General features: G+C 67.3%; 20 protein-coding genes and 6 pseudogenes. 12 read left to right on the top strand and 14 right to left on the bottom strand.

What is annotated here, in order from left to right:
* Positions 1–223: 223 nt before the first annotated feature.
* Positions 224–1390, top strand: a pseudogene (locus OG395_RS50280) (IS3 family transposase).
* 383 nt (positions 1391–1773) lie between these two features.
* Positions 1774–2343: a GNAT family N-acetyltransferase gene (locus OG395_RS50275; RefSeq protein WP_327248870.1), complete on the top strand. Its 570-nt coding sequence runs from the start codon at positions 1774–1776 to the stop codon at positions 2341–2343.
* A gap of 217 nt (positions 2344–2560) precedes the next feature.
* On the opposite strand, the gene OG395_RS50270 is transcribed toward OG395_RS50275, so the two are convergent.
* Both OG395_RS50270 and OG395_RS50265 read right to left on the bottom strand, forming a co-directional pair.
* Positions 2561–3844: an NAD(P)/FAD-dependent oxidoreductase gene (locus OG395_RS50270; RefSeq protein WP_327248869.1), complete on the bottom strand. Its 1284-nt coding sequence runs from the start codon at positions 3842–3844 to the stop codon at positions 2561–2563.
* A gap of 609 nt (positions 3845–4453) precedes the next feature.
* Positions 4454–5128 carry a class I SAM-dependent methyltransferase gene (locus tag OG395_RS50265; protein WP_327249714.1) on the bottom strand — a complete coding sequence of 225 codons (675 nt, stop codon included), beginning with the start codon at positions 5126–5128 and terminating at the stop codon, positions 4454–4456.
* A gap of 211 nt (positions 5129–5339) precedes the next feature.
* Between OG395_RS50265 and OG395_RS50260 the strand changes: the two genes are divergently transcribed.
* On the top strand, positions 5340–6656 hold the full coding sequence (locus OG395_RS50260; protein ID WP_327248868.1) for an IS701 family transposase: 1317 nt from the start codon (positions 5340–5342) through the stop codon (positions 6654–6656).
* A 47-nt stretch (positions 6657–6703) separates the two neighbouring features.
* Here OG395_RS50260 and OG395_RS50255 read toward each other — a convergent pair whose 3' ends face one another.
* The 3 genes and pseudogenes from OG395_RS50255 to OG395_RS50245 all read right to left on the bottom strand — a co-directional run.
* A complete protein-coding gene (locus tag OG395_RS50255; RefSeq protein ID WP_327248867.1) occupies positions 6704–6889 on the bottom strand; it encodes a hypothetical protein in 186 nt (61 codons plus the stop codon).
* Between the two features lie 498 nt (positions 6890–7387).
* Positions 7388–8872 (bottom strand): UDP-N-acetylmuramoyl-L-alanyl-D-glutamate--2,6-diaminopimelate ligase, encoded by a 1485-nt coding sequence (locus tag OG395_RS50250; protein ID WP_327248866.1) that lies wholly within the window; start codon positions 8870–8872, stop codon positions 7388–7390.
* A 404-nt stretch (positions 8873–9276) separates the two neighbouring features.
* Positions 9277–9507 (bottom strand): annotated as a pseudogene (locus OG395_RS50245) (GNAT family N-acetyltransferase); the annotation flags it as partial.
* 251 nt (positions 9508–9758) lie between these two features.
* Here OG395_RS50245 and OG395_RS50240 point away from each other — a divergent pair.
* Positions 9759–10076 (top strand): annotated as a pseudogene (locus OG395_RS50240) (transposase family protein); the annotation flags it as partial.
* A gap of 103 nt (positions 10077–10179) precedes the next feature.
* Positions 10180–10365 (top strand): Mu transposase domain-containing protein, encoded by a 186-nt coding sequence (locus OG395_RS50235; protein WP_327249789.1) that lies wholly within the window; start codon positions 10180–10182, stop codon positions 10363–10365.
* A 37-nt stretch (positions 10366–10402) separates the two neighbouring features.
* Here the strand turns inward: OG395_RS50235 and OG395_RS50230 are convergent, their stop codons facing one another.
* From OG395_RS50230 to OG395_RS50220, 3 genes and pseudogenes are all read right to left on the bottom strand, one after another.
* Positions 10403–10549 (bottom strand): DUF397 domain-containing protein, encoded by a 147-nt coding sequence (locus OG395_RS50230; RefSeq protein WP_327248865.1) that lies wholly within the window; start codon positions 10547–10549, stop codon positions 10403–10405.
* Between the two features lie 279 nt (positions 10550–10828).
* Positions 10829–13039 (bottom strand): M4 family metallopeptidase, encoded by a 2211-nt coding sequence (locus OG395_RS50225; protein ID WP_327249713.1) that lies wholly within the window; start codon positions 13037–13039, stop codon positions 10829–10831.
* A gap of 335 nt (positions 13040–13374) precedes the next feature.
* Positions 13375–13771, bottom strand: a pseudogene (locus OG395_RS50220) (IS5/IS1182 family transposase); the annotation flags it as partial.
* Between the two features lie 221 nt (positions 13772–13992).
* On the opposite strand from OG395_RS50220, the gene OG395_RS50215 reads away from it, so the two are divergent.
* The 7 genes and pseudogenes from OG395_RS50215 to OG395_RS50190 all read left to right on the top strand — a co-directional run.
* Positions 13993–14202, top strand: coding sequence for a transposase (locus tag OG395_RS50215; protein WP_327248864.1), 210 nt, complete (start codon positions 13993–13995; stop codon positions 14200–14202).
* 379 nt (positions 14203–14581) lie between these two features.
* A pseudogene (locus OG395_RS50210) lies at positions 14582–14692 on the top strand (IS5/IS1182 family transposase); the annotation flags it as partial.
* A 203-nt stretch (positions 14693–14895) separates the two neighbouring features.
* Positions 14896–15915, top strand: a complete 1020-nt coding sequence (locus OG395_RS50205; protein ID WP_327248863.1) for a DUF4331 family protein — start codon at positions 14896–14898, stop codon at positions 15913–15915.
* Positions 15916–15969: 54 nt separating this feature from the next.
* Positions 15970–16212 carry a DUF6192 family protein gene (locus OG395_RS50200; protein ID WP_327248862.1) on the top strand — a complete coding sequence of 81 codons (243 nt, stop codon included), beginning with the start codon at positions 15970–15972 and terminating at the stop codon, positions 16210–16212.
* A gap of 50 nt (positions 16213–16262) precedes the next feature.
* Positions 16263–16367: a hypothetical protein gene (locus OG395_RS58780; protein WP_376341504.1), complete on the top strand. Its 105-nt coding sequence runs from the start codon at positions 16263–16265 to the stop codon at positions 16365–16367.
* A gap of 56 nt (positions 16368–16423) precedes the next feature.
* The gene (locus tag OG395_RS50195; RefSeq protein ID WP_327248861.1) at positions 16424–17302 is read left to right on the top strand and encodes an LLM class F420-dependent oxidoreductase; all 879 of its coding nucleotides are present in this window, start codon (positions 16424–16426) and stop codon (positions 17300–17302) included.
* 205 nt (positions 17303–17507) lie between these two features.
* Positions 17508–17897, top strand: a pseudogene (locus OG395_RS50190) (helix-turn-helix domain-containing protein); the annotation flags it as partial.
* Between the two features lie 91 nt (positions 17898–17988).
* Here OG395_RS50190 and OG395_RS50185 read toward each other — a convergent pair.
* The 6 genes from OG395_RS50185 to OG395_RS50160 form a co-directional block, all read right to left on the bottom strand.
* Positions 17989–18324, bottom strand: coding sequence for a hypothetical protein (locus tag OG395_RS50185; protein ID WP_327248859.1), 336 nt, complete (start codon positions 18322–18324; stop codon positions 17989–17991).
* A 264-nt stretch (positions 18325–18588) separates the two neighbouring features.
* Positions 18589–19068 (bottom strand): hypothetical protein, encoded by a 480-nt coding sequence (locus tag OG395_RS50180; protein WP_327248858.1) that lies wholly within the window; start codon positions 19066–19068, stop codon positions 18589–18591.
* Between the two features lie 3 nt (positions 19069–19071).
* Positions 19072–19398 (bottom strand): helix-turn-helix domain-containing protein, encoded by a 327-nt coding sequence (locus tag OG395_RS50175; protein WP_327248857.1) that lies wholly within the window; start codon positions 19396–19398, stop codon positions 19072–19074.
* Between the two features lie 362 nt (positions 19399–19760).
* A complete protein-coding gene (locus OG395_RS50170) occupies positions 19761–20900 on the bottom strand; it encodes a hypothetical protein (protein ID WP_327248856.1) in 1140 nt (379 codons plus the stop codon).
* A complete protein-coding gene (locus OG395_RS50165; RefSeq protein ID WP_327248855.1) occupies positions 20884–21303 on the bottom strand; it encodes a DUF6262 family protein in 420 nt (139 codons plus the stop codon). Before OG395_RS50165 ends, OG395_RS50170 begins: the two co-directional genes overlap by 17 nt.
* Positions 21293–21727: a hypothetical protein gene (locus OG395_RS50160; RefSeq protein ID WP_327249788.1), complete on the bottom strand. Its 435-nt coding sequence runs from the start codon at positions 21725–21727 to the stop codon at positions 21293–21295. The genes OG395_RS50165 and OG395_RS50160 overlap by 11 nt, the downstream gene beginning before the upstream one ends.
* Positions 21728–21744: the final 17 nt, after the last annotated feature.

Raw genomic sequence — 21744 nt, 5'->3', positions numbered from 1 at the left:
CGAGGCGGAACTATTCCATACGGGAGACAGGCCAGCGGAACCTTTCAAAGTACAGGCGGCGCGCGCGGTTCACCCCGCTCGGCACTCAGGCAGATCCGAGTGAAACCGCCTGCAGCCGCTTGCCGAGCCAACTCGACCACCAGGGCTCGCCCCACTGAGGCGCCCCGAAGTTCTCGGACAGCGGTCCCCATAGGATCGAAGTCCAGAACGGCGGAGAGAGCACTTGGCACAGAAGCGTAGGAAGTTCAGTCCTGAATGTCGGGACGAGGCGGTCAAGATGGTGGTCGTGGAGTCCCGCCCGATCGCCGAGGTCGCCCGGGAGATACAAGTGAACGAGGGAACGCTGGGCACCTGGGTCAGCCGGTACCGGCAAGAGCACGCCGGGGGGAGCCTCCCCTGAACATCAGCGAACGCGCCCACCTGCGTGAGCTGGAACGCGAGTACCGGGAACTCCGTATGAAGACCGAGTTCCTGGGAAAAGCGGCGGCCTTCTTCGTCCAGGAATACCGGTGACGGAGAAGTACGAGTTCATCGACGGCGAGGCCGACAACTTTCCCGTGCAGCAGATGTGCACCCGGGCGGGAGTATCCACGTCGGGCTTCTACCACTGGAGATCGAGGCCATTGTCGGCCACCGCGAAGCGCCGTGCGGAACTGAGGGCCATCATCCTCCAGGTCTTCTCTGACTCGCAGGAGACCTACGGCTACCGGCGTGTCCACGCCGCGCTTCAGCGCTTGAATGTGCAGGCCGGAGCGGAACTGGTCCGCGCGCTGATGCGCGAGCTCGGCCTGGCGCCATGCCAGCCGCGGCCCTGGCGGGCGACCACAATCGCCGATGATGCGGCGCCGGCCACGCCCGACCTGCTGGCCCGTGACTTCACCGCTGACGCTCCCGGGCGCAAACTGGTGAGCGATATTGCCTACGTTCACACCTGGGCCGGGTTCCTTTATCTCGCGACCGTCATCGACTGCCACACCAAAGCTGTGTCGGCTGGGCGATGGCTGACCACATGAAGACCTCTCTCATCTCGGATGCACTCGATATGGCGGCCCCGAACATCGACCTCGCCGAAGGCTGCATATTTCATTCCGATCGCGGCAGTCAATACACGTCTCGGGAACTTCGTTGCAAGCTTCGCTCGTTGGGCCTGAGAGCGTCGGTCGGCCGCACCGGTGTCTGTTGGGACAATGCGATCGCTGAATCATTTTACGGTGCCCTCAAGAACGAACTCGTGCACCGAACTGCATTCCCAACACGCGCGCATGCCCACCGGGCGATCGTCCGCTACATCGAGATGTTCTACAATCGACAACGCCTCCACTCCGGACTCGGCTACAAGACTCCCGCAGAAGTCCAAGCCGCGTACGAGCAGTTGCAGGCAGCGGCGTAAGAAGAACCCTCAACACCGCTGTCCGAGAAGCGCAGGGCCCCTCACACCCCGCTGCCGCACACCTCGAACAAGATCCGGTTTGCCACAACGCACTCAGAAAAGCAGCGACCGGGCTCAGTTGTCAGAGAAGGTGTGCTGGGCGGCCCGCGCGATATGGCGAAGACCGGATTGATTGAAGCCCGATCTCCAGAAGATGCACGTTCCCATCCGCCGGAAACGACAGCTGAAACCGTGCGACGGGGCAAACATTGCCGGGCGCGGCACTATCCTTCGGCGCCATCGCTGCCGCTCTGATCTGCTACCGCCGTCTTGCCAGGTGGACGGCCCACCAGTTCTTCCGCATCCCATTGCAGAGAGCCGTTCTGCGAACAATCATGGCCGTCATGGAGCGACCGAGGCATATCATCGAGTGCGGAGACTTCGTCCTGCGAGGCTGGCGGGGGCAGAGCGACTTCGCTCCGGCATTCAAGTTGATCGAGGAGTCTCTGGACCACCTGCGCCCCTGGGAGCCGTGGGTCGCCCGTCACAGCGAGGAAAGCACCCGAGACTTCCTCGCGAAGTCCGAATCGAAGTGGGCAAGCGGTGACGTGTACAACTACGCCATCGCCACAGACGGCACTCTCATTGGCATGTGCCAGACCTACCGCGGGGCCGAACCTCAGGGCCGGCGCATGGGGTACTGGCTGCACCCTGCCGCCCCCGGCCACGGCATCGCCACGAGAGCAGCAGCAACCATGGTCACCGAGATGTTTACCCTGCCGGACGTGGAGTACCTGGAAATCGCGCACGACCTGGCCAACACCTCCAGCGCCGCCATACCGCGCCGGTTGGGCTTCACCGAAGTCCGGCGTGAACAGGTAACGCCGCCCGTAGCTCCCTCTGGCAGCGGGATCGGCGTGGTCTGGCGGCTGAATCGCCCTACGCCGCCCGTTAACGGCACTCGCTGCCTCTGAATATCTGAACCCGTCGAGCTCAGCTCCTGTCCCTTCGGCACCGAACGAGACGACCTCTATAAGAGGAGTTCCTGAACCTGTACGGTCCATGCGGTCTGCCCGGTCTCGGTGAACTGCCCGGCCTCAGTTTCACTCGTCGCGTCAGTCATCAACTGTCGCTTCGCTTCCAGCCCGGGAGTTACACCGGTCACCGTACAGATCCGCTGGCGGAAGCCGGTCATGACTCTGTGTGTGACATGTGCGCGGTTGTCACGGCCGCCCCCCGATGCTTGATGTTGACGGCCGAAGCCTTGGCCAGCGCCACGGGGTTCAAGAAACGCAGCGGACCGATCAGACGGGAGGCAAACAGGTACAGGTGCCGCGCCACCGACTCATCGCGCGCTGCCGCCGAAAACATCAGCCGCTCCAAGGGATTGAACGGACGGGCCTTGGCGTAGTCAACGGCCAGATACTGGTGACCGCGCAGTCGGCGCCGGTGTCTGCGTGCATACAGCACGAGCGACCTATTGAGGTCGCCCCGACCGGTTGCGGCCGAGGCGACCGCCTCTGCCAACCATTGCGCGGACTGCAGAGCCCACCCGCATCCCACTCCCCACAGGGGATCGCCGGTCAGGGCGGCGTCGCCGATCAACGCGACGCCCGGTGCGGTCGGCTCGCGGCTGAGAAGCGGGTAGTTGACAGTGCCAGTGATCTTCGTGATGCGCTCGGCGGAGTCGATGAGTGGTGCCTCGGGCAGGGCGCGGACGAATTCGAAGAAGCTGCCCTCCAGGTCTTCCCGGAAAGCCGGCAGCCGCTTCTTGTCCGGGAGCACCGCGATCACCGTAACCCCGTCGTCGTTCGGAAACGCGTACGCCATGTCGGGCTCCAGGAACCATGCGTGACCGATCCCGCCGTGGAGCGGAAGATTACGGAAGTGCGCGAGATAGCCGAACCGCGCGTTCTCGTACTGCCGAGCAGGCACCTCGGCGAACTTCGCAACGGCCGAGTCCTTGCCATCGGCGCCGACCACCAGACGGGCCCGGATCTCCCGCTCGCCCTGTGGTGTCGATGCGCGCACCCCCACGGTTCGCCCGGCTTCCCGGACCAGTCCGGTCACATGGTGACCGAGGAGCAGATCGACGCCAGGGGTCTCCGACGCGTGAGACCTGATGAGCGGGTCGAGGGTGCTGCGCCGAATGTTGTACGCGTACGGCAGCTCGGGGCCTGCCGGCGCGGCCCTCGGCTCTATCCATCCCCAGCGGGTGTACCAGCGGGCCTTGTTGCGGACGGCTCCAGCCTTCTCGAGAGCGGGGACGAGGCCGAGTTCGTCCAGCACCGGGTAGGCGCTGGCCTGGAGGGAGTGAGTGCAAAGCACCTTGTACGCATCGGGGTCCGAGCGACGTTCCAGCAGTGCGACGCGAACCCCGCGTCGAGCGAGCAAGATCGCTGCGGCGCTGCCTGCGAGGCTAGCTCCGCTGATGACGACGTCGTAGTCGTATCCCGCGCTCTCGGGCTTGGTCATGCGCTGATCGCCCCCTTCAGGGTATTCCGTTCGTGGGAGTGGCACAGAGCCACTGCTGTCAGGAGCGTGATCATTTGTCAAGAGTTATGGAGTGCCCGCCCATACCTGGGTGTGGTGGAAGACTTTCCCCACCCGGACGCAGGCGGCTCTCACGCAGAACCTGTCGACGACGCACCCGCGCCGCCGAGCGGACCGGCTTCCACCACCTGCACGCCACCGCAGTCCACCCCCCTCACCCCAAGGATCGGACCATCGGGCGGCAACCGCACACGGCCACGCCGCGCCCGAAAACCACAGGCACACACAGAGTTCTAGAGACGCTGGGTCGGCGAAGCCGAGGGCCTCGAGGTCAGCTTGGCCGCGGCAAACGCCAAACTCGCTCAGCTCGACAACCTCATCGCACGGCGCTCGACAGCCATCGACCTGGGCATGCCGACCTTTGCCGACATCGCCATCCCTGATCTTGCGTGGAGGAGTCACGCGCACCCCTTCTGCGACAAGGGAACCGCAGTAACCTTGAATATCCGTGGCGCCCGAACGGGCGGTGAGCCCTGATCATGAGTCGACGCCTGGAGCCCAACGGTTCCCCGTCCGGCAGGCTGGATGCGGTCATGCGTTCGACTGGGCAGACCCTGCCTCGGATTTGCGGGCGAGCAGGTGAATCTCCTTGAACTGCCGCCGGTCGGTGGGCTGAGGCTCGCGAACCATCCGGGCTACCTCGGCCAAACCGGCCGTGCGCAACATCGCGGCTAGGTGATCCGGCGACCACCGATAGGCCGGCGCGACCGCGTGATCGAAGACCTGCGTCGAGTGAGACGGATCATCGCTGGCCGAAAAGCCGACCAGAAAGTGGCCGCCCGGTGCCAGCACACGGTGGAACTCCGCCAAGATGACGGGGAGTTCTCGCGGCGGAGTATGGATGATGGACCAACGTGAAAGTACGCCTCCGAGCACACCGTCAGCGATGTTCAACGCGGCCATCGAGCCCACGTCGAACCGCAGGCCCGGGTAAGTCTGTCGAGCCAACTTGATCATCGCAGGAGAGGCATCAACGCCAAATGCCGCCAGCCCCAGCTCATCCAGGTAAGCGGTGATATGGCCAGGCCCACACCCCAGATCTGCGACGTGACCGTCCCCACTCGCACTTACGACTTCGGCGAAGGCACTCAAAATCGCGCGATCCAAAGGCCTGTCACGCAGCTCGTCGCGGAACAGCTGCGCGTACATGGGGGCAGCAGCGTCGTAGGCCTCGCGGGTGACACTGAGGGTATCGTGTTCGATCACGCTCACGACCGTAGTCCCTGGCGCTGAGGCGAGCCAGAGAATCACGATCTTCCCTCCCGCCCGTTCGCCTGGGCCACTCGACTTTCGACGTTTCCGTTGATCGTCGTTGGGGTCGCTCGGGTGGGTGATGGGGGCCTGATCTGGCGGTGCGGGGCGGGACAGCAGAGAAGCATCGGCGGTGCTTGCGTCGCCTGCTGAGAGGGACCCGCCGATGCTTCCGGACACGACCGTACCCGCTTCGCTGCTGGCGGTGCTGACGTTCCTGCGGGGCTGTTTCACCACACCGACCTTCACCACCTTCGCCGCGCTGGTCACGGGCTTGATCGCGCAGACCGGCCGGGGCACGGTGACCGGCATGGTGACGGGCGCGGGATTGACGCGCACCTGGTCCCACGACCGTGCCCACGCCTTCTTCTCCCGCGCGAGCTGGAACCCCGACCTGCTGGGCATCTCCCTCTCCCATCTGGTTGTGCGCCAACTCCTGCCAGCAGATGGGTTGTTGACAGTGGCGGTGGACGACACGCTGTTCAAGCGGCGCGGGAAGAAAGTCTTCGGCGCGGCCTGGCAGCACGACGGCGCGGCCCGGGGTCCGAAGCCGGTCGGGCGCGGGACCTGCTTCGTGGTGGTCGGCATCGTGGTCCAACTGCCGTTCCTGGCAAGGCCGGTGTGCCTGCCGGTGATGGCCCGGCTGTGGCGCCCGAAGCAGGAGCAGTCCAAGGTCGGCCTCGCCGCGTCCATGATCCGCCTGCTGGCCGCCTGCCACCACGGGCGGCGCATCCACGTCGTCGCGGACGCCGCCTACCACGGCAAGGCGCTCCGCGGCCTGCCCGCGACCTGCACGTTCACCACCCGCCTGCCCGCGAGCGCGGTGCTGTACGACCTGGCCCCGCCGCCCACCGGGCGCCGCGGCCGACCCGCCCTCAAGGGCGAACGCCTTGGCACACCCAAGGACCTGGCCACCACCGCCGCCTTCACCAGGACCGAGGTCAAGCGGTATCAGCGGACCGACACCGTGCACCTGGCCGAGACCACCTGCCTGTGGTACGGCTCCTTCCACACCCGCACCGTCCGCGTGATCCTCCTGCGCGACGACACCACCGACACCGGCTACGACCTGGCGCTGGTCACCACCGACCTCACCACCCGCGCGGCCGGCCTGATCGCCCGCTACGCGTCACGCTGGTCGATCGAGGTCACCTTCGCCGAGGCCCGCGACCTGCTCGGCGTCGGTCAGGCCCAAAACCGCACCCGCTCGGCCGTCGAGCGCACCGTCCCGTTCGGTCTGTACTGCTACACGATCACCGTGGCCTGGTACGCGCTGCACGGCCACCACCCCCGCGACGTCGTCGAGCGCCGCGAGCGGGCCCCGTGGTACACCACCAAGGCCGAGCCGGCCCTGTCCGACATGGCCGCCAAGCTCCGCCGGGTGATCATCGCCGCCCGATTTACGCCCACCCGCCCAGGCCGGCCCACGGATGAGGAAATCCGCGCCGTCCAACAGGCGTGGGCCGCAGCCGGCGCAGCCTGATCACCCAAACCTGTCAGAACATCGAAAGTCGAGGGGCCATCGGTAGTTCAGAAAAAGTCCCCGAAGTCGACACGCTCGCCGAGCTCAACGCGGCGATCGACCGGTGGGACCAGGATGACGACGCCCGCCGAATCTGCTCCCGTCCCCGCACCATTGGCGAATACTTCGCGGCTGAACAGCCGCTGCCGGCTCCCCTGCCGGTGAGTGGTGTGCATCGTGAAGTTGATGGTCACGGGTCTGGCGTGCGCGGGATTCTGAATGCTCGTGCTGGTTGAGGGCGGACGACTTCGCGGTCCGTCAGGACGAACAGGGTCCTGACCAGGGCGGTCGCCCACTTCGGGTCGGTGCGTACCTTGCCGAGCACGCGCCAGTTCTTGAGGTGGCCGATTGGTCTGGTGCCGGGTGCTGAACGCACCGAGCTGTGGCATGGAGTAGCCGGACGGGCCGACCCCAGCCCGCCCCGATCAGCGCCAACAGGCGTCCACGCCGACGGAAATGCGGGCGGCCCGCACGTCCCCCAGGTAGCCGCGGGGCCACAAGGTCTCGTGTGTAGCGGGCAGCAGGTCCCTGACGGCGCTGGAGGCCGACGATGTGCCGGACGACCACCATCGCTTCGGCCAGGGCCGCGGACCTGCCATTGCGCATCAGCCAGCAGGTCGGCGTCTGGAGTAGCTGCACGTCCTCGTGCCCGGCACTGCAACCAGCGCCGGGCGTCAAGAAGGCTGATACGCCTACCGCGTGGCGAGTTCGCGCACCGTCGCCATGTCGCTGAACGGCAGCAGTTCCTCGTTGACGATCTGGTAGGGCTCGCTGCCTTTGCCCGCGATCAGGATGACGTCGCCGTGCCCTGCGGCGGACAGGGCGAAGGAGATGGCGCGGCGGCGGTCGGCGAACCGCTCGAAAGTGGTGCCGCTCGCGAGCAGGCCCGGGACGATCTGATCCATGATCGCCCGGGGGTCTTCGTTCCGGGGATTGTCCGAAGTGAGAACGCACAGATCCGAGTAGGTGCCGGCGATCTCCCCCATCCGGGCGCGCTTGGTGACGTCCCGGTCCCCGCCGCAGCCGAAGACCGTGACGACCCGGCCAGAGGCGAAGCCGCGGATGGTGGTCAGCACCTTCTCCAGTGAGTCCGGGGAGTGCGCATAGTCCACGATGACGGACGTGCCGTCCGGGGTCTCGTAGCGTTCGAACCTTCCCGGGATCGGGGGCATCCGCTCGAGTGCGGCAACCAGTCCGGCCAGATTGTGCCCGATGAGGTGGCAGGCTGCGACAGTGGCCAGTGCGTTCGAGACGGAGAACCGTCCAGGCACGGGGATCGCCGCCGGATACTTGTGGCCGGCGTGGTGCAGGGTGAAGCGGGTGCCGACGGCGTCCATGGTCAGATCGGTCGCCCGGTAGTCCGCCTCCGCGTCGATGCCGTACGTGACGACCGCGCCGGGCATCATCGCCCCGATGGAGGCTCCGACCGGGTCGTCGGCATTGACCACCGCACGTCGGCACAGCCCCTGGAACAGACGCAGTTTGGCGTCCCGGTAGTTCTCCATGGTGCCGTGGTCGTCCAGGTGATCCTGCGTCAGGTTGGTGAACACCCCTACGTCGATGAACGAGTGGTCGAGACGGTGGGTCAGCAGGCCCATCGACGTGGCTTCGAACGCCACGGTGCCGACACCGCGGTCGCGCATGCACCCGAGCAGATACTGGAAGTCCGGCGACTCCGGTGTGGTCAGTACCGACCTCGGCATCGGGATCAGTTCGTCGCCGATCCGGCTGCCGCCCGTCCCGATGACCCCCACCCTGGCGTGCCCGGCGACCCTCAGCACCGACTCCACCATGGAGGAAACCGACGTCTTCCCGTTGGTGCCCGTGACGGCCACCATCTTCATCTGCCGGCCTGGCTCCCCGTAGTAGCGGGAGGCGACGACCGCGGCCGCCTTGCGCGTGTCCTCGACGGCTACGACGCATACACCAGCTGCCGACGCCCAGGGCGCGACCGGAAGTTGTGCCGTCGCGGAGCAGATGAGTATCGCCACCGCGCCGCGTGCAAGAGCCGGTCCGACGGACTCGGGGCCGCCCTCGCGATGACCAGGTACCGCGATGAACAGGGATCCCGGAGCGGCGCGGTGGGCGTCGAAGCAGGTGCCTCCGGTGATCCTCGTCTCCGGATCGCCCTCGATGACTTCATGATCGTGCCCGGCGAGCAGCTCGCTCAACTTCACAGGGGTCCTCTCGAAGATGCGCCGGCTGCCGGTCGTCCGGCGGTCGGCGCGCAGGCGGCACCAGGGCGCCAAAGGATGACAAAGCAGGAAATTATGGGGAGGACCGTCGCCGTGCGGTTACAGAGGTGGGGAGGGGCGGCCGCGCAGAAAATGGTCCACCTGCAGGGGCGGAATGATCTGGGAAATTCCGAGAATTGCCCGGAATCGCTAGCCGTGGCCGTGCAACGCGCGACAGTAGATCGCCGGCGCGTTCACCGGGTCGACGGCCGTCGCGCACGCGGCGGACGGGCACAGGGCACGGGTGGCCTGGAACAGGCACTCCCTCACTGCGCATGTGCGACCCATGTGTGCAGTGTACGCCCAGCCGCGGGGGTAATCGCCCACCGCTCGTTCGCACATCTGCGTTACTGCTGCCACGCTGTCTCCGGCACCCGCGCCGCGAGGAACGCCGTGCGGTGGCGCAGCCGTAAGCCCAGCGACTCCTACAGCCGGATGGCGTTGGTGTTGCGCGCGGAGGTGTGCAGGAAGGGCCTCGCGTCGCGGGCACGGACGCCGGGGGCCACCGCCAGGACCAGGCGGGCGGCCAGGCCCTGCCCGCGGAAGGCCGGGTCGATGCAGATCGCATTGATCTCTGTAGCTGGAGCGGATCACGGCTCGCCGCAGTGAACTGGACGCGCTCGCCGAGGAGCTGACCAAGCAGCTGCAGGAGACGCGGGCCGAGCGGGAGGAACTGTTGATCGCCGAGCGGGTCCTGGTCCGGCTGGCCGAGCAGGACCAAGCCGCGGCGGAGGCCGCCGCGGCCGCTGCCCCGGCTCCCGCCCGGGTGGCGGGGCGGGGGTGCTGTTGGTCCCGCACCGCAGCGAGACTCCCGACGAGGCCGCCCTGTCACGACAGGCTCACGCAGAGGTTGCGGGCGGCCGGGCCCGGCGCGATCGCCGATCTGGGATTCGTCGGGCTCGACGACCGTGATCCCGGCGCCGACCCGGCAGTGATCACCGGCAACAAGGCTGCCCGGAACCGGCCTCTGACGCGTGGGCAGAAGCCGTCCAACAAGGCATTGGCGGCCGTCCGGGCACCGGTCGAGCACGGGTTCGCCCACCTGAAGAACTGGCGCGTCCTCGGCAAAGTGCGCACCGACCCGACGTGGGCGACCGCGCTGGTGAGGGCTCTGCTGATCCTGACGAACCGTGAAGTCGGTCGCTGACCGACGATCTTGACCGGAGTCATCCAACCGCGACCAGCTTGAGCACCCAGAACCCCGCACACACCAGACCCGTGACCGGCAAATTCACGATGCACACCGCTCGGTGGAGCCGTTCAAGACGGTCCGGCTCTCCACCCCGCGGGTCGACCGCTACAGCCAGATGTGTGTCCGGATGAACCGCTACTCGGTGCCGGTCAGGCTGATCGGCCGCACCGTCCGCGTCTCCCAGGGGGAGACCAGCCCCCGAGTGACCCCGAGGCCGGCATCCGCCGCAACGGGCACTCCTTGACGCGGACCGGCTTCTGGTCTTCCCCTTTGAGAGACGCTCATTCCTGGGCACCGCGTCTGTCGCGGACGGGGACAACGACAGCGAAGTCGTCGGCCGCTTGGAGGCACTCGCCGCCCTCCGAGTTGCTGTGGCTGGACTTGCGCCACTGCAGTGCGGTCAGATCAGGGGTGAGGGTGGTGCGCATCGCCCGAGGTCCTCCATCGCCAAGCGGATCAACGCCGCGTGATCCCAACGCGGTCGGGGACGTGCGGGTTGTGGAAGCCCACCGGCTAGGTGTCCAAGTGCTCAGGCAGGAGCGCGGAGTATGGGTACCGCAGGGGTTCGAGCAGGCGTGATGGCAGAACAGGCACGAGCCCTGCGGTGATCGCCGAGTGTAAAGAACTCCGTGATCACCGCGGCTCGTGCCTGCTCTTCATCCGGGGGCACCTTCTGCCCGCCGGTGCGCGCCTACTGCCAGACGCTCTTAGAAGATGAGCCTCCAGCTGTCGATGTAGCCCGAGTCGCCTCGGTAAACGTCGCGGACCTGGAGCCGCCAGGTGCCGTTGGCGACCTGGCTGGAGGCGTCCACCGTGTAGGTTTCGAGCACGTTGTCGGCCGAGTCGGACAAGTTGCTCTTCTTCAGCGGGTACAGCGTGCCGTCGGGGGCGACCAGGTCGATGACCAGGTCACCGCGCCAGGTGTGCTTGATGTCCACGCCCACCTTGAGGTCGCTCGGCGCCTGGCCCGAGATCGTGGTGACGTCGATGTCCGAGAAGGCCGCGGGGCCCGCGGCGCCCATGTCCGGGATCGGCACGTCGGTGGTGTTCTCGACGATACCCCTGGCGACGTGCCAGGTGAAGGTCGCCGTGTTGAGGCCGTGCATGGAGCCTCGGACGGTGACGGTGACGTTGCTGGTGCCCGGCGTGGTGGGGGTGCCGGAGATGACGCCGGTGGTGTGGTTGATGGTCAGGCCGGCGGGGAGGCCGCTGGCGAAGTAGGTGAGGGCGCCGGGGTTGAAGCCGGTGGCCTTGATCTGGAGGCTGGCAGCGGTGTCGACCGCGCTGGTCTGGGCGTCGGGGGTGGTCAGCAGGATGCCACCGATGACGCGGGGGCCGACGTTGATGGCGGCCCAGGCGTTGGCGGTGTTGATGTAGGTGGCGCTGCCCAGCCCGTACAGGTCGGCGGCGGCCTGGAGGGTGGCGGTGCGGGCGGCGGCGTAGTTGGTGGAGGAGGTCATGTAGGTGGTGAGGGCCTTGTACCAGATCTTGGCGGCGGCGTCCCGGCCGATCGCGGTGACCGGCAGACCGTCGGAGGTCGGGGAGTCGTAATCCACGCCGTTGACGGTCTTGACGCCGCTGCCCTCGGAGGCCAGGTAGAACCAATGGTTGGCCGGGCCGGAGGAGTAGTGGACGTCGATGGAGCCGAGACCGGAGTACCAGGCGTCGGCGGACTTTCCGTCCTTGGAGGGCTTGTCCATGTAGCGCAGCGGGGTGCCGTTGCCGCGGATGTCGATCTTCTCGCCGACGAGGTAGTCGCCGACGTCGGAAGCGTTGTCGGCCCAGAACTCCACGGCGGCGGCCATGATGTCGGAGGTGGCCTCGTTGAGGCCGCCGGACTCGCCGCTGTAGATCAGGCCGGCGGTGTTGGAGGTGACGCCGTGGGTCATCTCGTGGGCGCCGACGTCGATGGAGGTGAGCGGCTTGGTGTTGCCGGCGCCGTCGCCGTAGGTCATGCAGAAGCAGGAGTCGGACCAGAAGGCGTTGACGTAGGCGTTGCCGTAGTGGACGCGGGAGTAGGCGCCGACACCGTCGTTCTTGATGCCGTTGCGGCCGTGGACGTCCTTGTAGTAGTCCCAGGTGAGTTGGGCGCCGTAGGCGGCGTCCACGCCGGCGGTCTGCCGGTTGTTGGTGGTGCCGTCGCCCCAGATGTCGTCCGCGTCGGTGAACAGCGTGCCAGTGCCGGAGCCGCCGCCGTTGAGGTCGTAGGTCTTGTGGCCGCCGCGGGTGCCGTCGGTCATCGAGTAGCTGCCGTCGACCGGTGTGGTGCCGATGGTGACCTGGCCGGAGTACTCGCTGTTGCCGACGCCGGTCTCGATGCCCTGGAACTCGAACAGCTTCTTGCCGGTCTTGGCGTCGGTGATGACGTGCAGCTCGGAGGGGGTGCCGTCGGCCTGGGTGCCGCCGACCACCGTCTCCCAGGCCAGGGTCGGGGTGCCGGACGCGGCCCAGACGACCTTGCGGGCGCTGCCGGCCGTCGCCTTCGCGACGCCCTTGGCCTTGGCGCGGCCCAGCGCAAGGGCCTTCGCGGAGCCGGCGCTCTTGGCGGCAGTGGTGGAGGCGACGGTGATGGTCGCGTTGGTGGCCTTGGTGACGCCCTCGGCGGAGCCGTTCGCGGCAGTGTGGACGACCAGGTCGCCGCCCAGGACCGGCAGTCCGGCGAAGGTCCGCTCGTAGCGGGTGTGCAGGCTGCCGTCCGCGTCCTTCAGGACGGACTTGACGATCAGCGCCTCCTGCGACCTCAGGTGCAGCGACCTGGCGGTCACCGCCCGGGACGCGTTCGCCGCGGCCAGCAACTCGCCACGCTGCGACGGCGACAACTGCACCGGCACGGCGCCGGCGCGGGCCTGGGGCTTGGCCGGGGCTTGGCTCATGGTGTCGGCGGTGGCGACACCGGAAGGCAGCGCGGCCGCGATCATCGCGGCGCCAACTACCAACGCGCTCGCGGCGACGGCCTTTCGGGAGGATCGAGTCACACGGAACTCCTTCTGCGGCGGCCGGGTTTGTATGGCCGGAGTCAGCCGGGCAGGCGGGGGTGTTGCCGCCCGGTAGAGCTGGAGGTGCGAGTGGGTCGGACGGTGTCCGACGTGATCGCCGCATCGTGTGGTGCGCGTGCGTTTGCAGGGGTGCTCTGCGGCGACTGGACAGAAGCGTGCCAGCTTTGACGGGAACCCGTCATGCACGCGGCGCCAACTTGACCGAAATCCGCCCTTGATCGATCTGTGGTGTTCGTTGGAATTCCCTGCAGTATGCGTCACTTGAGCCTTTTGGTGGTCGGGCGCCGTCCCAGCGGTAGAGATGGGTGGCACGCCGGATGACCATACGGAGCGTCACCATCGAGGCGGACAGGTAGAAGTAGAGGTCGACGAGACCTGGCTGCGCTTCCCGGTGCAGCGTCGGAGTTCGCCGAAGCCGTCCATCCACGCGTGACTGCGCTCTGCCACCCATCTCTTGTCGGCCTGGATCGGAGCGGGCACGCCCTTGCGGGCGATCTCGCCGATGAAGCCGAGTTCGGCAGCGCGGTGCGAGTCTTGCCGCAGCCGCGGTCCAGGTTGACATCGACGTGCTCGGGCAGCAGCCCGACCTGCTCCTTCGCCTTCCAGGGTGGGCACGAGCAGCGGTGTGTCGTGCCGGTTGGCCCCGGCTGACAAGCCGTTGTTTTTCCGATCGTGTGGTCGTTCTTGATCGAACAGGATCCTGGATCGGGTGGTTTGGCTGTCGTGCGCGCATAGAGGAAGGGCCTCTTGATAGCTCCCGGCTGTTGAAGCCGGCGAGAGACAAGAGGCCCTGTGTCGCAGTTCTACGTGGTCACGTCCGTGGAGTCGACCTCGTCACCCCTGGATGTGACTGTCTCGCCCACAGGTTCGGGAACGTGGCGGATCGTCCGGGCCGGGAGCTCCCCTACGGCTCGGACATGACGGACGTGGAGTGGGCGGTGGTCCGGCAGGCGTTGCCAACGTCGGCGCGGATGGAGAGCCGGGGCGGACGACCGGAGGCCTACTGTCACCGGCAGCTGTTCGGCGCGATCCCCTACCTGGTCGACAACGGCATCAAGTGGCGGGCCATGCCCGGGGACCCGTAGGCGAGCAGGTCCTCCACCGTCACGTCCAGGACATCGAACGCGGCAGTCACCGTCCTGGACAGGAAGTCCTTGCCCCGATCCACACGCCTTCTTCGGCAGACCGCCGAACGGGCCGTAGGGGTACTCGCGCAGGACCGCGGAGCGCAGCGCGGCCAGCACCGACTCCCGCGACGGATGCCCCGACGTGACCGCGGCACCGGTGATGGCGTTCGTCGCGCAGTCGGTGAACCATGTGATCCACGACCACCGCGCGGCGCCGTCGACATCGACCAGCAGTGGGGCCTGGACATGGTCGGTCTCCCAGACACCTGGTTGCGCCAGCCCCGCGGCCGGGCCAGGAACACGTCACGCTTCCGTACCGCCCGCTCCCCTCCCGCAAGCCCGGTTCACGGGGCTCAGTCCGCGTCAGTTCGACAAACTGGTCACCGCGTTGCGGCGTGAGGGCTCTGATCCGGTTGGCAAGGGCCGCCCCTGGAGCCTGCCGCTGGATGCAGCGCGTCGCCCAGCCGTTGCTCCCGTCGGTGACCCATTCGAGGGTTGTTTGAAGGCGGCACTTCCTCCATCGACGGTCGGACTGCTGTGGCGGGCTAGCGTCGCTCTACCGCCCGGGCGCAGGTAAACCTCGCGAGCCGCGGAACGGCCGTTCGAGCGCTCTGGCAGTTTTCCAGCGAGCAAGCAGAGGAAGGGCCTGACATGTCCAACCACTTCACCGGCCTCAACCTTGGGCCGCCGCTCGGCGACCAGCGCCTCGATCTGTGCGACCTGTACGCCTTCGGGGCACCCGGCGATCCGAGCAGGACCGTTCTCATCCTCAACGCCAACCCCAACGCCGATGCCCTGCACCCCGACGCCGTGTACCGGCTGAACATCGACAACGACGGCGATTACCTGACCGACGTCGCCTTCAGCTGGGTCTTCAGCCCGCCGGCAGCCGATGGCTCACAGACCTACAGCATCTTCATGGCAACCGGGGCGGAGTCCCGCAAGGCCGAGGCAGTCGGAACCGTGATCGTTTCGGACGCCGCCGTCTCCTTCGGCCCCCAGGCCAACGTGGTCAGCAGCGGCGACTACCAGGTGGCCGCCGGCAGCCGCAGTGACGCCTTCTTCTTCGACTTCGACGGCATCCAGAAGCTTTTCGACACCAGCGGCGGCCGGAATTTCACCGCCCCCCATCTGGGCGGGCAGTCCCCGTGGACCGGCATCGACTCCAACAGCACGGCAAACGTCTTCTCCATGGCGATCGAACTGCCGACCGCGAAGCTGGCGCCCAAGCCCGAGCTGCACATCTGGGGCCGGTGCAGCGTCCTGCGCGACGGCGAACTCGTCCACGTGGACCGGGCCGGCCACCCGTCGGTGAGCAGCTTCTTCAACACCGACGACACGAAGGAGGAGTACAACGCCAGCGAGCCGGTCAACGACCGGGCCAGGTGGACGGACCAGTTCGTTCACCTGCTGGGCCACACCGGCGGCTACACGCGCGAGGAGGCGATCACCGCGCTCGACCAGCACGGCATCCTGCCGGACGTGCTGCACTTCGACCCCTCAAAGCCCGCCGCGTACCCTAATGGCCGGACGTTCACGGAGGACGTCATCGACGTCCGCGTCGCGTTCCTCACTAAGAACGAGGCGCCGCCCACCGGTCTGACGCCGCACACCGACACCTTGGACAGGTTCCCGTACCTCGGCGAACCGCACCGGGCAGCGACCTCCTGACAGCCCGGCAGGAAAACACCCGGTCCTCCAACGTCCTCACCAGCGGGCGGGTCGGTGGCCAAGGGTACCGATGACCTGTTCACCGTCGAGGATTCGGTGCAGATGCTCGCCGACGACACCAGGGTGGCCCGCTCGAGGTGGAGGACCGGGTGGACCGCCTCGTGCTGGCCGCAGGCCCAGCGCAAGGCCCGGATCTCGTTCACCGTCCACAAGACCCTGGCCTCGGTCCAGGACGAGCACGAGCGGTCGGCAGCGATCCAGGACGAACCTTTCAACATGCGGTCAAGCACACGATAGTGGGCGACTCACGGGGGAAACGCCTGATCGGGCAGAAGGTTGACCGACCGGTGGCGGTGAAGGAAAGGGTCCGGGCCGTCACTGACCTGACCCGCGACGGCGAGGTCGCCGCGAAGGTCACGGCGAGCCGGCTGTCCGCAGTAAACGAGGGTTGAACTTGCGGACCCGAGCCCCGTGGACCGGACCTTGAGGTGACGCCCGGAGGTGGAGAATGCGAGTGGGGTTGCACGCGCTCGGTATCGGTGACGGTGCCCGTCCCGAGGTGATCCGTGCGGTGGCCACAGCCGCGGAGACGCACGGCTTCGCGAGGCTCTGGTGCGGCGAGCACGTGGTGCTCGTGGACGCGCCCGCCTCACGCTACCCCTACTCAGCGGACGGCCGGATCGCCGTGCCCGCGGACGCGGACTGGCTGGACCCCCTGCTTGCCCTGACCTTCGCAGCGGCGGTCACCAGCCGGATCGAGCTCGCCTCCGGCGTACTCCTGCTGCCTGAGCACAACCCGGTCCTGGTCGCCAAACAGGCCGCCACACTCGACGTGCTCTCCGCCGGGCGGTTCAGCCTCGGGGTCGGGGTCGGCTGGTCGGCCGAGGAATTCGCAGCGCTCGGAGTCCCCTTCGCCAAGCGCGGGCGGCGCACCGAAGAGTACCTCGCCGCGATGCGTGCCCTCTGGGCCGAGGACCCGGCCTCCTTCACAGGGGAGTTCACCCGCTTCGACGCGATCCGGGTCAACCCGAAACCGCTGCGCGGCGGCCAGCTCCCGGTCCTAATCGGCGGCAACAGCGACGCCGCCTTGCACCGCGCGGCCACGCTCGCCGACGGCTGGTACGGCTTCAACGTCCCGGCGGCCGACGTCCCGACACGCATCGCCGTTCTCACCGATGCATGCGCCCGCCACGGTCGCGCTTTTGACGAGCTCACGGTCGCCGTCGCACTGAGTGACGGCATCCCGGAGCACCTCCCCGCACTCCGTGCGGCGGGCGTCACCGAACTCGTCGTCGTCGGCGCACCCCCGCCCGCTCCCGACGCGGCGGCCACCTGGGTCGCGGAACTCGCCCGGACCTGGATTCGCCCGGAGGAACAAGATGACTGACCTGGGGCCCGACGGGCGCGCCACATGGTCGTACAGCAGGGAGAAGGTCCGCAGGCTCCGCCATGACGTGTGACGCCGGACAGCGGATGTCGTGGGGTGGGCCGACCTCCCGGGCCGGCCAGTCGCGTTACTGACTTCGGCTCGTCAGGGTGATCTTTGTCGATGTGCCTGATGGGGCCGGGGTGCGGGCTGCATCTCGTGCTGTATGAGATATGCGGATGGGGGCGGGCTGACCGCTGCGGGGCGGCAGCGTCGGGAGGCCGTACGGCGGCAGGCGGCCGAGCTGTTCGAGCAGAAGATCAAGCCGCTGGAGGTCGCCCAGCGCCTCCGGGTGAGCCGGAAGTCGGCCTACCGGTGGCACCAGTTGTGGCGGAACGGCGGAATCGAGGCCCTGGTCTCGCGCGGGCCGAGCGGATCACGGTGCCGTCTGTCGCCGCGCTGCCTGGAGAAGCTCGCCGCGAATCTGGAGGAGGGGCCGAATGCGCGCGGCTGGGTGAGGACCGCTGCGCGGGTGGCCACGCTGATCGGCCGGAAGTTCCACGTTTCCTACAGCGTCTCGGGCGCCACCCGGCTGATCCACCAGCTCGGGTTCTCCCGGCTCAGCGTCTTGGTCGACAGCGGCGGCTGGTGCGAGTACGGCGGGTGAGGTAGGGACACGACACAACCCTTGTTCGGTGGACGGCTGACTACGGTCGGCGCTCCGCCGCCGCGCGCCTGTTGGTGTCGATGATCGTGAAGGGCAGAAGAGCGAGCGCGGAAGGAATCGCGACCGCCAGGAAGGCGACCTTGATGAGATGGCGTGCCTCGAATTCCAGGAGAAGGATCCAGATCAGCGCGCCGGTGCCGATCGCGAACAACGTTCTGCCCAGGGCGAAGGCCTGACGTCGCGCCGCTTCGGCGGACCAGTCGATCTTGGGGTATTTATTCAGTTGCCGGAAAGCCGCGTTGCCGAGCCCCAGGGGATTGGCCATGTACAGCAGTCCGAGGCATATGGCCAGGACGGGGCCAAGGTAGATCTCCATATGTCACGCCTCGAAGAGTCGGAGGTGGGGGCAGGCGGCGGATTTTACCTGCCCCCACTGTTGTTCAGATGGCTGGTTCACCGAACCTGGTCAGTGAACTCCGGTGCAGGTGAGAGAACCTCCGACGTCGGATCCTGGAGTCGAGGCACCGAGGGAGAACGTCCCCACGGGGTTGTCGTTACAGTAAAGGTCCGGGCCAGGCGGCGGGCGGTCAGCGCGACGATGTCGCTGCTCAGGGTGCTACCCAGCTGGCCAGGTCCCTTATCAGCACTGGTGGGCAGCGGCCGAAGGAATCAGCATCGCTGCCCCGCCCGTACCGACCGACCGGCCGGGTGGCTGTCTTGTCGTGGTAGCCGAGCGCCTTCGTGATGACGGGAGCCGGGGCCTGGAGGACGAGTTGGCGACACGTCCAGTGCCGTCGTCGAGGAGGCGGGCGACCGTGTCGGCGAGGGTGCAGTGTTCGCAGAGGCGTCCGCCAAGCAGCAGGCCCTCGAAGCCGCAGCGATCGCAGAAGAAGTCGCGGACGATGCCCGCACAGTCGCGGCAGATCGGTGCGCCGTCGGTGTCCCGTCCGGGCAGTAGCCGGTCGGTGTCGCAGCAGGGGCAGCGGCCACGGACTCGCATCGCGCGGTCGTAGCAGGTTCGGCAGATCGGACCGTCCGACCACTCGGCGGACTTCGAGGCGCGACGGCCGCAGCGTGCGCAGTCGCGGATCATCCACCGCTCGTACTCCTCGGGCGTCACCGCTCACCCCTCGGGCATCAGCCGAACCCGTGTGGGTCGGCGAGCGGCCAGGTTGATCGGCGCCTCTTCGCCGGCGGCGCGGCGGGTCGGGAGGTTCTGGGCCGAGGTGGCGATCAGGTCGGTGGGCGTGCAGTCGAGGATGTCGCAGAGGGTGGCCGGCACCGGCAGGGATAGTCGTTCCGGGGTGCCGGAGACCAGACGGTGGACCTGGGAGGCGGACAGCGTGATGTCGCGTTCGGTCAGGTGCGGCATCAGTTCGGCGACGGTGAACATGCCGCGGGCGGCCATCAGCTCGCGCAGGCGCCACCGGTAGCTGATCTGGCGTGGCATCAGGAGGTCCTTCCCGGCCGCAGAGCGGCCTCGATGGTGGCGTCCAACACACGACGCAGGGAACGGGTGCGGAAGTCGGAGGAGACGCAGGTGTAGATCGCGGTGGTGGAGGCGTGGTCGTGGCCGACCTGCTCCTGGATAATCTTGAGTCCGGTCGTGCTTCGTGTCTGTGAGCTGGGTGTTTGCGTTGAGCACGTTGTCGTCGAGTCGCGGTTGGCAATTCCTGTCGCATGACACGTCACTGACTTATCGTTACCAGGGTGAGACGCGCTGTGGCGGATCATGTTGGGATCGCTCATCTCCTCGCGGGGACATGCTGGGGTTCACGAGGTTGTCGGTCCTGACGCAGTACGGCGGGTCGCCTAACTGGCTTCCTGTTCGAATTCACGAGCTGCGGCCTGCTGCAACGTGCGGTAGCGGTGGAGTGTCTGCGGATCGCCGACCTGTTCGGCAGCCGCGACTGCGGCGTTGAGGACTCCGTCCATCCAGAGCCGAGAAATCCCTTGCAGGTGCTCGTCACTCACGGCGAGCCGACGACGAGCTGTGGTGTCGTCAGGTGTGAGCGGGGCAACGAGGAAACACTCCTTGACGAAGTGCCGCCACAGTCCCGCGCGCAACCCCTGCTTGTCGGGAGGCATGACATTCTGAATCTCTTCGAGTGTTTTCCACGCGCTCGAAGCGTCGTCGGCTCGTCGTTGCAGCCGGGCAAGCGTGAGCAGGTTGAACGCTCTTGCCCCCGGCCATGACGCATCACTGACCGCGATGACTTCTCGCTGCACCGCCACTGCTTCGGTGAGGTAGCCGAGTTGGGCCAGGTGAAACTGCAGAGTGTTGAGTGTGTCCTCGGTGCGTGGCTCGCCGACTGCCCACGCGGTCATGAACAGGCGGGATGCCTCGCGCTCGCCGAGGCTCGCGGCGTGGTGGGCCCATGATTTGAGGCTCTCGTCGGCCGGGGCTGCAGGGAATTGTGCACGTTGTTCGTTGAGCCACTCGTCAACGGCGGCGTCAGTGTGGCGGTCCGACGTGATGTCGCCCAGGATGCGGCCACGATCAGGGTGGGCACTGGCTCGCACTGCTTCGACGGCAGCTGTGATACCTCCAGTGAGCAGATGGTAGAGGTGGTAGCCGAGAGCCGTGTTAAAGCTGATGTTCTTGGCGGTCCAGTGCAGCCATAGATCCTCCACCTGCCGGTGCTCGGCAACCAGGAAGCCGGCCAGCGTCAAGTCCGAGGCCAATCCCCAGGGGACGACCTCTTGGTAGAACGTGGTCTCCTGTTGGAGGAGGAAGCGCAGGAGCTGCAGGTCCTGGGGGTGGCGGTCGTATTGAAGTGCCCACAGAACTCCCAAGCGGGCGGCCTTGTTGCGGTCGATCACGTGACCTTCGTCGGTGTGCTCCGCAAAGAAGGCCAGGTCGAGCCACGTCTCCGGGTCCCGCCGAGCTCGCTCGAGGTCCCTTCTCGGCACACGCAGAAGTCGGTCTTGCTCGTCAGCGGTATTCATCATCTTCCCTTCGCTCGATCCTCGTGATTCTGTCTGCTCGTTGCTCGCCCAGTGCGCGAGCGAGCTGATCCCGAAGACCCCGGTTCTCCTCCGCCAACTGCTGGAAGCGGGCGTTGGCCGCTTCCAGGCGCCGCAGCAAGGAGGCGTCCGACGCGCGCTGACGTACAGGGAGCGTGGACGAGGGCGCTCGGCGGTGTGCTGCCCGCAGGCGCTCGACTTCAGCCCGCAGGTCCGGCTGACCATAGAGCCAGGACCGCGAGACGCCCGCTTGTTTCGCCACGCCCTCGAAGGTGACCGGCTCACCCGCTGCATCGAGAGAGCGGAGTGCCTGGACAGCTTTGGCGCGGGTGTACTGGCTGCGGCGACGGGCAGCGTTGACGATGTGCTGGCTGTTGTCAGCTCGCATCGGCGGTCGCCTCCGGCTGTCCGGGGTCGGACTTCAGGCCGGTGATGATCTTCTCCAGGTTGCTGAGGACCTGGCGGTTCATCTCGGCCACGCGTACTTGGCTGCGGGCCTCGGCGGCGGAGACGATCTGCAGCAACTGCTGGCGTTGCTCGCGGTGCTGCGGCAGGAACTCGGGGGTCGAGGCGAACATCGGGCACGTCAGACAGGCGTTGGCATGCGGACAGGTCTTCTGCACCGGCAGACCGCAGTAGCCGTTGGGCAGAGCCTGGGTCACGCGGCCGAGCCGCTGCTTGGCCCAGGTGGCCTCCGCCAGCGGGCCATCAGGGTCGACGGTGACGCTCTCGCCCTTGATATTGACCTTGCGGGCCTTCTCCCAGTGCCGGCGGACCGTGGTGTCCTGCAGCCGGGCATAGTGGGCCGTCATCTCGCCGGAAGAGTGAT

The organism is Streptomyces sp. NBC_01320, from assembly GCF_035974375.1.
GTDB classification, from domain to species: Bacteria; Actinomycetota; Actinomycetes; order Streptomycetales; family Streptomycetaceae; genus Streptomyces; species Streptomyces yanii.
The sequence above is the reverse complement of the archived record's forward strand: the minus strand, read 5'-3'. Positions and strand labels throughout refer to the sequence as shown.